This window comes from Synechococcus sp. KORDI-49 (assembly GCF_000737575.1).
GTDB lineage: Bacteria > Cyanobacteriota > Cyanobacteriia > PCC-6307 > Cyanobiaceae > Parasynechococcus.
This window is the reverse complement of the sequence record NZ_CP006270.1, coordinates 1,382,708-1,397,589: the sequence shown is the minus strand read 5'-3', so window position 1 is coordinate 1,397,589 and position 14,882 is coordinate 1,382,708. Positions and strand designations below refer to the sequence as shown.

General features: G+C 65.0%; 12 protein-coding genes. 8 read left to right on the top strand and 4 right to left on the bottom strand.

Annotated features, from left to right (window positions below):
- Position 1 precedes the first annotated feature (1 nt).
- Entirely contained in the window at positions 2–2,116 is a 2,115-nt protein-coding gene (locus KR49_RS07180; protein ID WP_043693418.1) for a hypothetical protein, read from the bottom strand.
- A 252-nt stretch (positions 2,117–2,368) separates the two neighbouring features.
- Between KR49_RS07180 and KR49_RS07175 the strand changes: the two genes are divergently transcribed.
- On the top strand, positions 2,369–4,282 hold the full coding sequence (locus KR49_RS07175; RefSeq protein ID WP_043697064.1) for a DUF3604 domain-containing protein: 1,914 nt from the start codon (positions 2,369–2,371) through the stop codon (positions 4,280–4,282).
- Between the two features lie 75 nt (positions 4,283–4,357).
- Here KR49_RS07175 and pgk read toward each other — a convergent pair whose 3' ends face one another.
- On the bottom strand, positions 4,358–5,563 hold the full coding sequence (gene pgk, locus KR49_RS07170) for a phosphoglycerate kinase (protein ID WP_043693415.1): 1,206 nt from the start codon (positions 5,561–5,563) through the stop codon (positions 4,358–4,360).
- A gap of 67 nt (positions 5,564–5,630) precedes the next feature.
- Between pgk and KR49_RS07165 the strand changes: the two genes are divergently transcribed.
- The 4 genes from KR49_RS07165 (at position 5,631) to KR49_RS14505 (ending at position 8,077) form a co-directional block, all read left to right on the top strand.
- Positions 5,631–6,014, top strand: a complete 384-nt coding sequence (locus KR49_RS07165) for a universal stress protein (protein WP_043697061.1) — start codon at positions 5,631–5,633, stop codon at positions 6,012–6,014.
- Positions 6,011–6,877 (top strand): ribosome biogenesis GTPase YlqF, encoded by an 867-nt coding sequence (gene ylqF / locus KR49_RS07160; RefSeq protein WP_043697059.1) that lies wholly within the window; start codon positions 6,011–6,013, stop codon positions 6,875–6,877. Before KR49_RS07165 ends, ylqF begins: the two co-directional genes overlap by 4 nt.
- Entirely contained in the window at positions 6,874–7,869 is a 996-nt protein-coding gene (locus KR49_RS07155) for an RluA family pseudouridine synthase (protein WP_043693408.1), read from the top strand. The genes ylqF and KR49_RS07155 overlap by 4 nt, the downstream gene beginning before the upstream one ends.
- Before the next feature lie 82 nt (positions 7,870–7,951).
- Positions 7,952–8,077 (top strand): hypothetical protein, encoded by a 126-nt coding sequence (locus KR49_RS14505; RefSeq protein WP_256381013.1) that lies wholly within the window; start codon positions 7,952–7,954, stop codon positions 8,075–8,077.
- 8 nt (positions 8,078–8,085) lie between these two features.
- Here KR49_RS14505 and KR49_RS07150 read toward each other — a convergent pair whose 3' ends face one another.
- Entirely contained in the window at positions 8,086–9,729 is a 1,644-nt protein-coding gene (locus KR49_RS07150; protein ID WP_043693405.1) for an ABC transporter ATP-binding protein, read from the bottom strand.
- Positions 9,730–9,749: 20 nt separating this feature from the next.
- Between KR49_RS07150 and KR49_RS07145 the strand changes: the two genes are divergently transcribed.
- Entirely contained in the window at positions 9,750–12,089 is a 2,340-nt protein-coding gene (locus KR49_RS07145) for a bifunctional (p)ppGpp synthetase/guanosine-3',5'-bis(diphosphate) 3'-pyrophosphohydrolase (RefSeq protein WP_043693400.1), read from the top strand.
- Positions 12,090–12,111: 22 nt separating this feature from the next.
- Here KR49_RS07145 and KR49_RS07140 read toward each other — a convergent pair whose 3' ends face one another.
- Positions 12,112–12,579 (bottom strand): DUF2062 domain-containing protein, encoded by a 468-nt coding sequence (locus KR49_RS07140; RefSeq protein ID WP_043693397.1) that lies wholly within the window; start codon positions 12,577–12,579, stop codon positions 12,112–12,114.
- Between the two features lie 68 nt (positions 12,580–12,647).
- Here KR49_RS07140 and mnmE point away from each other — a divergent pair, with 68 nt between their 5' ends.
- Positions 12,648–14,003: a tRNA uridine-5-carboxymethylaminomethyl(34) synthesis GTPase MnmE gene (gene mnmE, locus KR49_RS07135; protein WP_156957251.1), complete on the top strand. Its 1,356-nt coding sequence runs from the start codon at positions 12,648–12,650 to the stop codon at positions 14,001–14,003.
- Between the two features lie 25 nt (positions 14,004–14,028).
- Complete coding sequence (gene nadC, locus KR49_RS07130; protein ID WP_043693389.1) at positions 14,029–14,868, top strand: carboxylating nicotinate-nucleotide diphosphorylase; 840 nt, start codon at positions 14,029–14,031, stop codon at positions 14,866–14,868.
- The last annotated feature ends 14 nt before the right edge of the window (positions 14,869–14,882 follow it).

Here is a 14,882-nt window from a genome sequence, read left to right as displayed (position 1 = left end):
CTCAGGCCAGCGTTGGCGACTGGAGACGCTGATCATCCGAGAGTCCGACGATCTTGCGGAGAATCTCGATCGCATCCGACACACCGATGGAGCCGTCTTCATTGACATCCATCACGAGTCGTGGCTCGACACCCGGGAAGGCAGCGAGATCGTGCTCCAGCCCAACGATGTGCCGAAGCGTTGAGATGGCGTCGGACACGGAGTGTTTCCCATCTCCATCGCTGTCCCCCAGCAGTCCCACGAGCTGGGTGCTGGACGAGCCGTTGAGGGTGTTGTCCGCATCCACCTGGCCGCTGACTGACAGCATCGATGTGCTGCCGGTGGAGGCGTCGCTGTTCACCGATGCCTTGAGCTGAAGCAGGGTCGCCTGATTAGTGACTGGATCCACCGGGAGGTCGCTGGTTCCGCTGAGGTTCACCGTGAGCTGATGGGTGCTGGTGTCAGCGTGGCTGGCGGTGATGTTCCAGCCAGCCTCCTCCAGCGTGGGGTCCAGGCTGACGGGATGGGAGGTGTCGAGCAGAAGAGCCGCGGGGTCATGGCGCACCGTCACACTCAGATTGCGAATGCTGCCAGGGTTGGCGAGTTGGACCGGAAGACCGGAGTGGCTGCCCACCAGGATGTCCTGCCCACCAGTTCGCGTGAAACGTGAGCTGATCAGGGTCGGGACCGCTTCGGATGCCGTGATCTGCAGAGCAGTGGCGGAGCCGAGCTGGGTTGTCCGCGCAGCATCACGGAAGAACGCCACGTTCATCGTCTCCTGGTTTTCGGCGACCCCGTCCCTGGAGATCAACTGGGACCAAACGAAGACTCCGTCGTCGTCAATGGTTCCCGAGCCCTGGAGCTGACCGCTGACGAGGTCACGGCTGGTCAGGCCGTCTCCACTGGCGCTCCAGTAGAGGGTTTTGCCTGCATCCGCCTTGTCGCTGACCGTGATCAGAAAGGCTTCATCGCCTTCACTGAGCGTGGTCCTGGGTGCATCGATCACCAGAGAGGATCGGCTGACGGCTGTTTCCGTGACGGTGAGGCGCAGCGGCTCGCTCGGGGCCTGCTGGAAGTAATCCGGATCGCGGCTGGCCCGGGCTGTGATGTCCAGCCATTCGTCCGCTTCCGCGTCGGCGTTGGCGACGATGTCGATCTCGATGGAGACCGTTCGCTGTCCGGCGGCGAATTCTGCGCGCAGGCCGGTTTCGAAAACAGCGTTGTCCAGCAGGACGTCATGGAAGAAATCCTGGTGATCTCCATCCTTGCCATACCAGTTGAGATCCTCATGGCGGTCGAAGTCGATCAGCACCGAGGCAGCTTCCGAGAGATCGCCGTCGTAGCGGGTGAACACCAGGCGGGCTGTTGACGTTCCGGACGTGGGTTCCTGGATGGTGCTGCCGCCTTCGAACTGAACGCTCAGGGAGGGGGTTTTCCAGGTGCGGTTCAAGTCATGGTTTCCGGAATCGCTCAGCAGACTGACGCCCTCGACGGGGGTGGAGCGGGCTCCTGTTTCGTGACCGTGCAGCTGCTGGAGAGCCTGAATATCGAGGGGTGTGAACGCGGGATTGCCGTCGGAGTCGATGGCATCGACGTACGACATCACCGTTCCGTTGGTATCGATCGCCGCATCGACATCCCCATCACCGGATTCATGGGGGTGCTCGAGTCCGAGAGCATGGCCCAGTTCGTGAAAGGCGACGCCGGTCCAACCCGCCTCGCTCGATCCAGCGAAGGATGAGGATTCGTGGTGCGCATCGGCGGCAATCTCGATCGTGTAATCCTGCGGATCACCGCGCTCGAGCGTGCCGTCGTCGTAGGTCAGCCATGAGGAACGGTAGATACCCGAACTCTCGCCATCCAAGGTTGTCCTTGGCGTGTTGGGGTCAGTTCTCGGCGCCTCCTGGATGATCACCTGGGTTTTCGCGTGACCCAGCGGAACAACCGCGAACTCCGGTTCGATCAGAGTATCCGTGTAGGCCAGCACGTAATCCCACCAGCTGCGTTTGCTGGAGGTGGCGCTGATCGTCTCATCGAACGAGACGTAGATGACCCCGTCGTCACTGAAGAGATATTGCGCCGCCAGTTGCTCAGCGCTCAGCGACGAGCCGCCTTCGATGATGATCGCAGTGCTCATGGGGGGAGTCGCGCAAGCGCTTCGGCCGATATCGGCAACCTAGGCAGACCACCGGCAGCCAGAAACCGTGTGATCGAAGTGGATTTGAGCTGACTCGATCACCTGGGCTGCTGCTTGGAGCCGGCACAGCTCATCGAGGAGACCCTGAGTTCGTCCAAATCGGTTGAGATTTTGCCTGCTGGATCCCGTTTCGGTTGTCACTGTGCTGTTTCGACTCCGAAGCTGAATTCATCTCTGGTTCCGGTGCTGCTGATGCAACGTCTTCCTGGTGTTCTGCTGTCAGGCGTCATCGCCCTGCTCCCCGGACTGACCGCCTGCGGCAATGATCCTGGGGCGGGGCTCGGCAGCAAGGCCTCGGCAGCGGCACGCACCGGTCCGGAGGCCCAGTGCATGAGCGGCAACCGTGCCTATTTCGGTGACACCCACCTGCACACGGCCCTGTCGCCGGATGCCGGTCTGGCCGGCACCAAGCTGGGCTTGGACGAGGCCTATCGCTTTGCCCGCGGTGAGACCGTCACCAGCAACACCGGCCAGAAGGCGGCTCTGAAGCGCCCACTTGATTTCCTGGTGGTGGCCGACCATTCCGAGAACCTTGGCCTCGCCCAGGGCCTCGAGACCTCCAACCCGGAACTGCTCAAGTCGTCGCTGGGTCAGGAACTCCACGACCTGCTCAAGGCGGGCAAGGGCCGGGAAGCCTTCTATCTGCTTGTCCAGTGGATGGCCAAGGGATCTGAGGCCCTGATCTCCAACGACGCCTACATGACCAATGTCTGGCAGATGAACAACACGGTGGCCGAGCGCTACAACGACCCCGGCACCTTCACCAGCCTGATCGGCTACGAGTGGACCAGCCAACCCGGCGGCGGCAACCTCCACCGTGTCGTGATCTTCCGGGATGACAAAACCCTGACGGACAAGATCCTTCCGTTCTCCGCCTTCGATTCGGAAGACGCTGAGGATCTCTGGGCCTTCATGGCGGCTTATGAGAAACAGACCGGTGGGCGTGTGTTGGCCATCCCCCACAACGGCAACCTCTCCAGCGGCACGATGTTCCTGCCGCAGCACCAGAAAACCGGTGTTGCGATCGATGCCGACTATGCGCGGATGCGCCAGCGCTTCGAGCCGCTGATCGAGGTGACGCAGGCCAAGGGCACCGGGGAGACCCACCCCCTGCTGTCTCCAGAGGATGAGTTCGCCGGGTTCAACATCGTCGATAACTCCAACCTCGGCGGAATCAAGCCGACAACGCCGGAGATGATCCCCTACGAATACGCCCGTGCTGCCCTGCGCCGCGGCCTGAAGCTTGAGCAGGAGCTTGGGGTGAACCCGTTCAAGTTCGGCATGGTCGGCTCAACGGATTCCCACTCCTCGCTGCCCTCCACCGCAGAGGACAACTGGTGGGGCAAGTCACCGGCCCTTGAACCCATTCCGGAGCGCTGGAAAGACGTCCTGATCAAGTCTGCGAAGGATGCCTCCCTCGACCTCACCGCCCTGCAGCTGGGGGCCTCCGGCTTGGCAGGGGTCTGGGCGTCCGGGAACACCCGGACCGCCCTCTGGGATGCCATGGCCCGCAAAGAGGTGTTCGGCACCAGCGGCACCCGCCTGACCGTGCGGGTCTACGGCGGCTACGACTACACCGGTGATGAGATCAAAGGTGCTGACTGGGCGTCGGCCGCCTGCGCCAAAGGGGTTCCCATGGGTGGTGATCTGATGGCGGCCGCCGACGGCCAGGTTCCGTCGTTGCTGGTGCAGGCCCGCAAGGATCCTGATGGCGCCAATCTCGATCGCATTCAGATCGTCAAAGGTTGGCTGGATGACGCCGGCAAGACCCACGAGCAGGTGTTTGACGTTTCCTGGAGTGATGCCGACCAGCGCACCCGCGGCGCTGACGGCAAGGTTTCGTCCGTTGGCACCAGCGTGAATGTTCGAGAGGCGACCTACACCAACAGCATCGGCGCCACCAACCTCACGGCCCACTGGACCGACCCCTCCTTTGATCCCAGCCAGAAGGCCTTCTATTACGTGCGTGTCTTGGAAATCCCGACGCCCACCTGGCTGGCCTACGACCGCAAGAACTTCAATCTCTACGACGAGATGCCGGACAACGCGCCTTACACCAGTCAGGAGCGGGCCTACTCCAGTCCCATCTGGTACAACCCCTCCTGAGGTTCAGGCCAGCAAAAAGCCCGCCCCCGGTGAGGGGCGGGCCGATGGTCGTTCTGAGAGCAATCGGATCAGAGATCAGGCCTCGTTCAGGGCAGCAACGCCAGGCAGCACCTTGCCTTCCAGCAGTTCGAGGCTGGCGCCGCCACCGGTGGAGATGTGGGACATCTTCTCGGCGAGCCCGGCCTTCTCCACAGCAGCCACGGAGTCACCTCCCCCGATGATCGTGCAGCAGCCCTTGCCGCTCAGCTCAGCCAGGGTGGTGGCGATGGCGTTGGTGCCGGTGGCGAATTTCTCGAATTCGAACACGCCCATGGGGCCGTTCCAGATCACGGTCTGACAATCCCCCAGGGCGGCCTGGAACACCTTCACCGCATCCGGACCGATGTCCAGACCCATCCAGCCGTCGGGGATGGCGGTCACATCGGCCACCTGGCTGTTGGCATCGGGGGCGAAGTTGTCGGCCAGCACCACATCCGTGGGCAGCAGCAGTTCGACGCCCTTGGCCTTGGCCTTGGCTTCCAGCTCCTTGGCCAGCTCCAGCTTGTCTTCTTCCACCAGGCTCTTGCCCACCGAGAGGCCGCGGGCCTTGTAGAAGGTGAAGATCATGCCGCCGCCGATCAGCACCTTGTCGCACTTGTCGATCAGGGCCTCGAGCACGCCGATCTTGGAGCTCACCTTGGAACCGCCGACGATGGCAGCGAGGGGACGTTTGGGTTCATCGACAGCGCCCTGGAGGTACTGAAGCTCCTTCTCCATCAGGAAGCCGGCCACGGCGGGCTTGAGGAACTTGGTCACACCCTCGGTGGAGGCGTGGGCGCGGTGGGCCGCACCGAAGGCATCGTTCACGTACACCTCGGCCAGACCGGCGAGCTTCTCGGCGAAGCCGGCTTCGTTCTTCTCTTCCTCGGCGAAGAAGCGCACGTTCTCAAGCAGCACCACGTCTCCGTCCGCCATGGCCGCCACCTTGGCCTCGGCGTCGGGGCCGATGCAGCTGTCGGTCTTGATCACGGGCTTGCCCAGCAGCTCGCTCAGGCGGGCGGCCACAGGGGTGAGACGCATGGCGTCGTTCACCTGACCCTTGGGGCGTCCGAAGTGGGCGGAGAGGATCACCTTGGCGCCCTTACCGGTCAGGTCATTGATCGTGGGCAGCGCTGCGCGGATGCGGGTGTCGTCGGTGATGGCACCGGCATCATTCAGGGGCACATTGAAATCAACCCGCACGAGGACGCGTTTGCCGCTCAGGTCTCCGGCATTGAGGCTGGCCAGGGAACGCTTCGCCATGGGGTTGTGTCGTGCGGTAAGAAATCGGGAGGAGATTAACCCCGTGTTCCTGGATCAGGGAGGAGCCATGTTCGAGACTGTCCTGTTTCCCATCGATCGGAGCCGTCAGGCTCTGGAGACCGCCGCCAAGGCTCTGGAGCTGGCTCGCAGTCACAGCAGTCGACTGGTGCTGCTGTCTGTGGTGGAGGCGGAGCGGCCCGGGATGCAGGACCATGGGGTGGTGGCACAGCTTCTTCAGCAGACCCGTGAGCAGGTGGAGCAGGCGGGAGTCCCCTGTGAGGTGGTGGAGCGGCAGGGCAAACCGGCCTTTGTCATCTGTGATGTGGCGGACGAGATGAATGTGGATGTGATCGTGATGGGCACCCGAGGTGTGAATCTCAGCAGTGACGGTGAGAGCACGGCGGCCCGGGTGATCCAGTTCGCTCCATGCCCCGTGTTGGTGGTGCCGTGAGCACACCTGCCATCCAGTGGTATCCGGGCCACATCGCCAAGGCGGAGCAGCAGCTCAAACGCCATCTCGACAAGGTGGATCTGGTGATCGAGGTGCGCGATGCCCGCATTCCTCTTGCCACGGGCCACCCCCACCTCAACCGTTGGTTGAAGGGCAAGCAGCACCTTCTGGTGATCAACCGGCGCGACATGGTCACCGCCGCCGCCAAGCAGGCCTGGGAGGCCTGGTTCAAGGCCCAGGGTCAGAAGACGGTTTGGTGTGATGCCAAGGCCGGGACCGGCGTGAAGCAGGTGCAGCAGGCGGCGATCCGTGCCGGCGACCAGCTCAACGAACGCCGCCGCGGCCGGGGTATGCGGCCGCGGCCCGTGCGCGCCCTCACGCTGGGGTTCCCCAACGTGGGCAAGTCCGCCCTGATCAATCGTCTGGTGCGGCAGAAGGTGGTGGCCAGTGCCCGGCGAGCCGGGGTGACGCGAACGTTGCGCTGGGTCCGCCTGGGGCAGGACCTGGATCTGCTCGATGCACCAGGGGTTTTGCCTCCCCGACTCGATGACCAGCAGGCGGCCCTGCGGCTCGCCTTGTGCGACGACATCGGCCAGGCCGCCTACGACGGTGAACTGGTGGCTCAGGCCTTTCTACAAATGCTGCTCGATGTGGAATCGATGGCTGCGGCTGGGGTGAGGATTCCATTGCTGCAGGATCGTTATGGCATTCCCCTGAGCGGTGAAACGGCGGACCCAGCCCTTTGGCTGGATGCCGCAGCGGCCCGTCACACATCCGGGGAAACCGCGCGCATGGCCCAGCGGCTGTTGGATGATTTCCGCCGGTCGGCCCTCGGCAGCATCGCCCTGGAGCTGCCGGCATGAGTCCGCAGTGGAAACGTCCGCCGTTGCCGGAGGAGACGTTCACGGACCGCTTTGGCGAAGGGGAGGGAGAGCTGCTGTCGCTCCTGTATCCCAAACCACTGCCGATGCGGCTGGACCGTTGGCTGGTCAGCCAGCGCACGGAGCAGAGCCGGGCTCGGATTCAGAAGTTCATCGACGCGGGGTATGTGCGCGTCAACGGCAAGACCGGCAAGGCCAAAACACCCCTGCGTCAGGGGGATGAGGTGCAGTTGTGGATGCCGCCACCGGAGCCGCTGCCTTATCTCAAGCCGGAGCCGATGGATCTGGATGTGCTGTTTGAGGACGACCATCTGATCGTGCTCAACAAGCCGGCAGGGCTGACGGTGCATCCGGCGCCGGGCAACAAAGACGGCACCTTGGTGAACGGCCTGCTGCACCACTGCCCTGATCTGCCTGGGATCAGCGGCAAGCTGCGCCCGGGAATCGTGCACCGACTGGACAAGGACACCACCGGCTGCATCGTCATCGCCAAATCCCAGGAGGCGCTGGTGCGGTTGCAGGTTCAGATCCAGAAGCGGATCGCGTCCAGGGAGTATCTGGCCGTGGTTCACGGTGTCCCTGACGGGGACAGCGGCACGATCGTTGGTGCGATCGGCCGGCATCCGGCGGACCGCAAGAAATATGCGGTGGTGAGCAGTGAGTCCGGCCGGTATGCCTGCACCCACTGGAGCTTGCTGGAACGGCTCGGCGACTACTCCCTGTTGCGTTTCAAGCTCGATACCGGTCGGACGCATCAGATCCGGGTGCACTGCGCCCACATGAACCATCCGGTGGTGGGAGATCCCAGCTACAGCCGCTGCCGCAAGCTGCCGATCGACCTGCCAGGTCAGGCTCTGCATGCTTTGCAGCTGGGACTGGACCACCCCATCTCAGGCGACCGGATGGTGTTCGAGGCCCCTTTGCCCCCGGTGATGGAGAAACTGCTCGCGGTGCTGCGCCGACGAACCGGTTGAGAATCCGACCCTCAGCTGTCACAGAGGCTGGACATTTCCTTGGCCGCGCCTTGGATGGTGGCGTTACGCACTCTGCTGATCGATGGTCATCCGTGTCCGCTGCCGCAGGGTCTGGCTGGCCTCGTTGATGCGTTCGATCCGCAACGAGATCGTTCCCCTGCCGATCCGCCGCCGTCTGATCGTTGTGGATCTTCCCCGCGTTGCCTGACGATCCCTTCAGCGCGGAAGCCGGGGGCAGGCCTCGACGAGCAGGCGACTGATCGGGGCCTGAGGGGCTTCGAACAGCCGATCACCGGGGCCCTCCTCAACGATCCGCCCCTTGTCGAGAACGATCACGCGATGACAGAAGCCGCTGGCGACGGAGAGGTCGTGGGTCACGAAGATCATCGCCAGGCCCAGCTGGTGCTGCAGGTCCCGCAACAGGCTGAGCACCTCGGCCTGCACTTCCGCATCCAGCATGCTGACGCTCTCATCGCAGATGACCACCTTGGGCTCAAGGGCCAGGGCGCGGGCAATCGCCACCCGCTGCTGCTGGCCGCCCGATAGCTGTCGGGGCAGGCGGTGCTGAAACTGTTCCACCGGACTGAGCCCGACCCGCTCCAGCAGGCTGCGGGCCCGTTCCCGCGCTGAAGCCTTCGTTGCAATCCCATGGATCAGCAGGGGGTCTGCAATCGCATCGACCACCGGCAGGGCCGGATTCAGACAGGCCAGTGGATCCTGGAAGACCATCTGAAGCGCCCGCCGGGCGCTGCGCAGCTTCTCACCGCGCAGTTTCAGCAGGTCTTGTCCGAGCAGATCGACCCGCCCGCCGCGGATGCTGTTCAGGCCCATCAGGGCGCGGCAAAGGGTGCTCTTGCCGCAGCCGGAGGCACCGACCACTCCCAGCGTCTCGCCGGCCCGCAGGTTGAAGCTCACCCCTTCCACCGCCTTCAGCCACACCGGTGCCCAGGGCATGCCTCCGATGGCATGCCAGCAGCGCATCTCCTCGACCTGCAGAACCGTTTCCCGATCCGGTCGCTTCGGGGAGCGTCCCCCCTCTCTGGCCCGCGCCGAGGCGACGAGGCGCTGACCGACATCCGATCGCGGCTCGCGGAGCAGCTGCCGGCTCGGGCCATCGTCCACCTTGCGGCCCCCATCGAGCATCGCCATCCGTTCACACCAGCGGGCCGCCATCGCCAGATCGTGACTGATCAGAAGCAGGGCGCTGCCGAGCTCCTTGCAGAGACCGCTCAGTTCCGCCATCACCTGACCGGCAACGGCCACATCGAGGCTGGTGGTGGGTTCGTCGGCAATCAGCAGTGGCGGTTCCAGGGCGATCGCCAGGGCAATGGCCAGACGTTGCCGCATGCCGCCGCTGAGTTCGTGGGGATAGGCCCGGATCCGACCGGTGCCGATTCCCACCCGCTCCAGCAGTTCCTCGGCGCGCTGACGGCGCCAGCGGGCGGAACTTTCCGGTCGGTGCGCCTGCAGGGTGTCGATCAGATGGCTTCCGATCGGCATCAGGGGATTGAGGCGGGTCATCGGGTCCTGAAACACCAGTCCGGCGGCCTGACCACGCAGATGACGGAGAGCCGCCCGATCCAGTTCTCTCGGGTCGCTGCCTGTGAGCTGAAGCCGCCCTTCGCAGCGACTCCCCGGCGGCAGCAGCTGCAGCACCGCACGCGCCACCGTGCTCTTGCCGCAGCCTGAGGATCCAACCAGGGCCAGGGTTTCACCGGCCTCGAGGGTCAGATCGAGTCCGTTCAACGTCCAGTGATCGTTGCCTGGGTAGCGCAGTCGCAGCTGCTCGAGCTCCAGAACCGGCCGGGACATGGACAGGGCAGGGGGAGCAGAGACGAAGACCCCAGCACTGAATACCATGGATTGACCCGCCGGGTCGGATGCTCGACGCCGCTTCAACACCGGATGTGCCCCGGACCGATGCCGGTCCCGTTCCGGTCTCCTGCGGCCTTCCTGAACTGCGGCGACATGCGATCCGCAATCCGGACGACTACGCCATCCCGCTGCCGGAGTGGCTGCGTCAGTGCATCAGCAACGTTCCCCCCGGAATCGGCCAGAGCTGCCCCACGGATCCAGAGGCCCTGCTGGTCTCGGCCTTTGATTTCGGATTCCAGCTCCACGAGGGCCAGTTCCGCGCCAGTGGCGATCCCTACATCGTTCACCCGGTGGCGGTGGCGGATCTGCTCAGGGACATCGGAGCCAGCGCCAGTGTCATCGCTGCCGGCTTCCTGCACGACGTGGTGGAGGACACCGACGTCACGCCGGATCAGATCCAGCAGCACTTCGGCGCTGAGGTGCGAGAGCTCGTGGAGGGGGTGACCAAGCTCGGCGGCATTCACTTCAACAATCGAACCGAAGCCCAGGCGGAGAACCTGCGGAAGATGTTCCTGGCGATGGCCAGCGACATCCGAGTGGTGCTCGTGAAGCTGGCCGATCGCCTCCACAACATGCGCACCCTCGGTGCGCTCAAGTCCGAGAAGCAGCAGCGCATCGCCCGCGAGACCCGGGAGATCTACGCGCCTCTGGCGAACAGGCTCGGCATCGGCCGCTTCAAATGGGAACTGGAGGACCTCGCCTTCAAGCTGCTGGAGCCCGAGGCCTTCCGGGAGATTCAGCATGAGGTGGCCAGCAAGCGCAGCGAGCGCGAGGAGCGTCTGGCGGTCACGGTGTCGCTGCTGAATGACCGCCTCGGTCAGGCGGGCCTTTCAGGATGTGAGGTCAGCGGACGTCCGAAGCACCTCTACGGCATCTGGAGCAAGATGCAGCGCCACCAGAAGGCCTTCCACGAGATCTATGACGTGGCGGCTCTTCGGATCATCACGCCCAGTGTCGAGGCCTGCTACCGCGCTCTGGCGGTGGTGCATGACAGCTTCCGACCGATTCCCGGTCGTTTCAAGGACTACATCGGTCTCCCCAAGCCGAACGGCTACCAGTCCCTGCACACGGCCGTGATCGGCCGCCACCGGCCGATCGAGGTGCAGATCCGCACCATCGAGATGCATCGCGTGGCGGAATTCGGCATCGCCGCTCACTGGAAATACAAGGAGGGGGGGTCACCGGCGAGCAGCAGCAGTGATGCCGAGCGCTTCAACTGGCTGCGGCAGCTGGTGGACTGGCAGCAGGAGGGCGGCAGTGACGACCACAACGACTACCTCGCATCGATCAAGGAGGACCTTTTTGATGAGGAGGTCTTCGTGTTCACACCCAAGGGTGATGTGGTGGGCCTGCGCAAGGGATCCACGGCCGTGGACTTCGCTTACCGCATTCACTCCGAAGTGGGGAACCACTGCCACGGGGCGCGCATCAACGATCGGTTGTGTCCGTTGGCGACATCGCTGCACAACGGTGATTTCGTCCAGATCCTCACCAGCAAGACCGCTCACCCAAGCCTGGACTGGCTGAATTTCGTCGCCACACCCACAGCGCGCAATCGCATCAGACAGTGGTACAAGCGCAGCCACCGTGACGAGACGATCGAGCGCGGCAAGCAGCTGCTGGAACGGGAGCTGGGTCGTGACGGCTTCGAGGTGCTGCTGAGTGGTGAAGCGATGGCCCGCGTGGCCCAGCGCTGCAATGTGCCCTCCACCGATGACCTGCTGGCCTCACTGGGATTTGGAGCCGTCACCCTGCATCAGGTGCTCAACCGTCTGCGGGAAGAGATCCGGCTGCTGGCCGAACGTGAGGTGCCTCCCGCCGCTGATGAGGAACTGGCGCGGGCTCTCGTGCCTCAGCGGGATGCCAGCGCGGACAGGGAGCGCCGCGGGGTCGGTGAGGGGGCCATCCTCGGGATCGAGGGGCTGGATTACCGGCTGGGTGGCTGCTGCAGCCCGCTGCCGGGAGAAGCCATCGTCGGCACGGTCGCTCTCGGCAACCACGGCATCACGGTTCACCGGCAGAGTTGCGCCAACGTGGAGACGATCCCCACGGAACGGCGTCTGCCCGTCCGTTGGAACTCCGAGGCCAGCACGGGGCAGCATCGCTTCCCGGCGCAGCTGAGGATCGAGGTGATCGACCGCGTCGGCATTCTCAAGGACATCCTGATGCGTCTTTCCGACGGGGCCATCAATGTCAGCGACGCCAGGGTCAAGACCGCCCAGGGTCGTCCGGCCCCTATCGATCTGCGGGTGGAACTCAGCGGTTCCGACCAGCTCACCCACACGATGAATCAGATCCGATCGATGGCGGATGTCATCGACATCGCTCGCACCGGAGTCGGATAGCTGCCCTGCCGCGTCAGACCAGTCAGTCCAGGGAGCGACCGGCCTCTGTGAGCGCCTGACGGCGTCGGAACAATCCGTAGGCCAGCAGTCCCAGAAGCAGGGCCAGAACGGCTCCCACCACAACCGATCCCAGCAGGATGCGGTTGGTGAAATCCCAGCCCTGGGCCCAGAGGGTGCTGCGGGTGATGTCGTCCCATTCGGTGTCCGCCGAGCCGGGTCCAAGCACCCGGCGGCCCACCAGATAGTTGAACCAGTAGAGCGGAACGTAGGTGAGGGGGTTGCTCACCAGCGTGCCGGCCGCGGCCAGCAGTGGATTGCCGCGAATCATGGCGGCCACCCCAACGCTGAGGATCATCTGCAGCCCGAAGAAGGGGAAGCAACCGCAGAACACCCCCGCGGCCAGCCCCCGGGCACGGCAGGCAGGACTGCCCTCCTGTGCCCAGATCCACTGGAGGCCCCGCTGCAGTCGCTCGCCGGTGCCCTGGAGCATGGAATCGGGGGTGTCGCCGCGGATGGGGTGGATCCTAGGAATGGGATTCCCCGTTGCAGCCGATCTCTCTGAACCCGACCGACACCATCGCTGCCGTGGCCACAGCGGTGGCTCCGGGGCAGGGGGGAATCGCCGTGATCCGCCTCTCCGGGCCTGACGCTGAGGCGATCGGACGGGCCGTGGTGGTCTGTCCCGGCCGGCAGGACTGGAACAGCCACCGGATCCTGTACGGCCACGTGCTGGATGCAGGCCGATCCAGGCGCCTCGACGAGGTGCTGCTGCTGCTGATGCGTGGCCCCCGCAGCTTCACCGGCGAAGACGTGGTGGAGATTCACTGCCACGGCGGCGTCATCGCCGTGCAGCAGGTGCTGGAGCGTGTGCTGGCCCAGCCCGGAGTGCGTCGGGCGTTGCCGGGTGAATTCAGCCAGCGGGCGGTTCTGAATGGCCGCCTCGATCTCACCCAGGCTGAAGCGATCAGTGAACTGGTGGCGGCCCGCAGCCGTCGGGCTGCGGATCTGGCCATGGCCGGGCTGGATGGAGGCATTCAGCAGCGGATCACGGCACTCCGGGAGCGGTTGCTGGACCAGCTCACGGAGCTGGAGGCACGGGTGGATTTCGAGGAGGACCTGCCGCCGCTGGATGGTGAGGCCCTGCTGCTGGAGCTGCAGACGGTGCGCCAGGAGCTCCTCGCCCTGGTGGCGGACGGGGAGCGGAGCGACTCCGTGCGGAGCGGCCTGCGGGTGGCCCTGGTGGGTCGCCCCAATGTCGGCAAGAGCTCCCTGCTGAACCGGCTCAGCCGGCGGGAGCGCGCCATTGTGACGGAACTGCCCGGCACCACACGCGACCTGCTGGAGAGCGAGATCGTTCTGGACGGTGTGCCGATCACCCTGCTCGACACCGCCGGCATTCGTGCCACGCAGGATGTGGTCGAACAGATGGGCATCGCCCGCAGTGAACAGGCCCTCGCCACGGCGGACCTGGTGCTGCTGATCATCGACGGTTCGATCGGCTGGACCCCCGCTGATGCCGCTCTGCTGGCCAGGATTCCCGTTGGAGTGCCGCGCCTGATCGTGGCCAACAAGGCCGATCTGCAGCAAGGGCCCTGTCAGGAGCCTGCGGAGGTGAGCGTCTCGGCGCTGCATGGCGATGGGGAGGAGCAGCTGATCCAGGCCTTGCTGGGGGCCTGCGGTGCTGCCGACACCGGTGGCATGTTGCTGGCTCTCAATGAGCGTCAGCGGGATCTGGCCGCTGCGGCTGCCGCGGCTCTGGCCCGCAGCCGTGAGGTGGCGGAGCAGCAGCTGCCCTGGGATTTCTGGACGATCGATCTTCGGGACGCCATCCGGGCCCTGGGGGAGATCACCGGTGAGGAGCTCACGGAGGCGGTGCTGGACCGCGTGTTCTCGCGGTTCTGCATCGGCAAATAGGCTCGCCGGAGCTCCTGATCGCGGTGTGGACTGGCAGGCTCCGGCACTCATCCGTGCCCTCGATCAGTGGCTGGAGGAGGACATCGGTCGCGGTGATCTCACGGCGACCGCTCTCCGTGGCCGGACGGGAGCGGCGCACTGGATCGCCAAGCAGCCCGGCCGTTTCTGTGGAGGCCCTCTGGTGGAGCGGCTGTTCCAGCGTCTGGACCCCGGGGTGCGTGTCCGACTGCTGGTGGAGGAGGGAGCTGCCGTCGCATCGGATGCCCGCCTGCTGGAGCTGGAGGGAGCCGCCGAAGCTCTGGTGGCTGGCGAGCGCACGGCCTTGAACCTGGCCATGCGTCTGTCCGGGATCGCCACGGCCACCGCCGAGCTGGTGGCCCAGCTCCAGGGCTCGGGTGTGCGGCTGGCCGATACCCGCAAGACGACACCAGGGCTGCGGTTGCTGGAGAAATACGCCGTCCGCTGCGGCGGCGGCATCAACCACCGCATGGGGCTGGATGACGCGGCCATGCTCAAGGAGAACCACATCGCCTGGGCGGGGGGCATCACGGCGGCGATCGCGGCGGTGCGGCGTCAGGCCCCCTGGCCGACACGGGTGATCGTGGAGGCGGAAACCGACCACCAGGCCTGCGAAGCGGTGCAGGCCGGAGCCGATGGGGTGCTGCTGGACGAGTTCACCCCAGAGCAGCTCATCGTTCTGGTGCCTCGTCTGCGAGAGCTCAGGACGAATGGCGTGGTGCTGGAGGCCTCTGGCGTTCAACCCGAAGATCTGAAGGCCTATGCGGCCAGTGGCATCGATCTGATTTCCACCAGTGCACCGGTCACCCGCAGCCGCTGGCTCGATCTGAGCATGCGCTTCACCTGAAGAGGGATGATCGG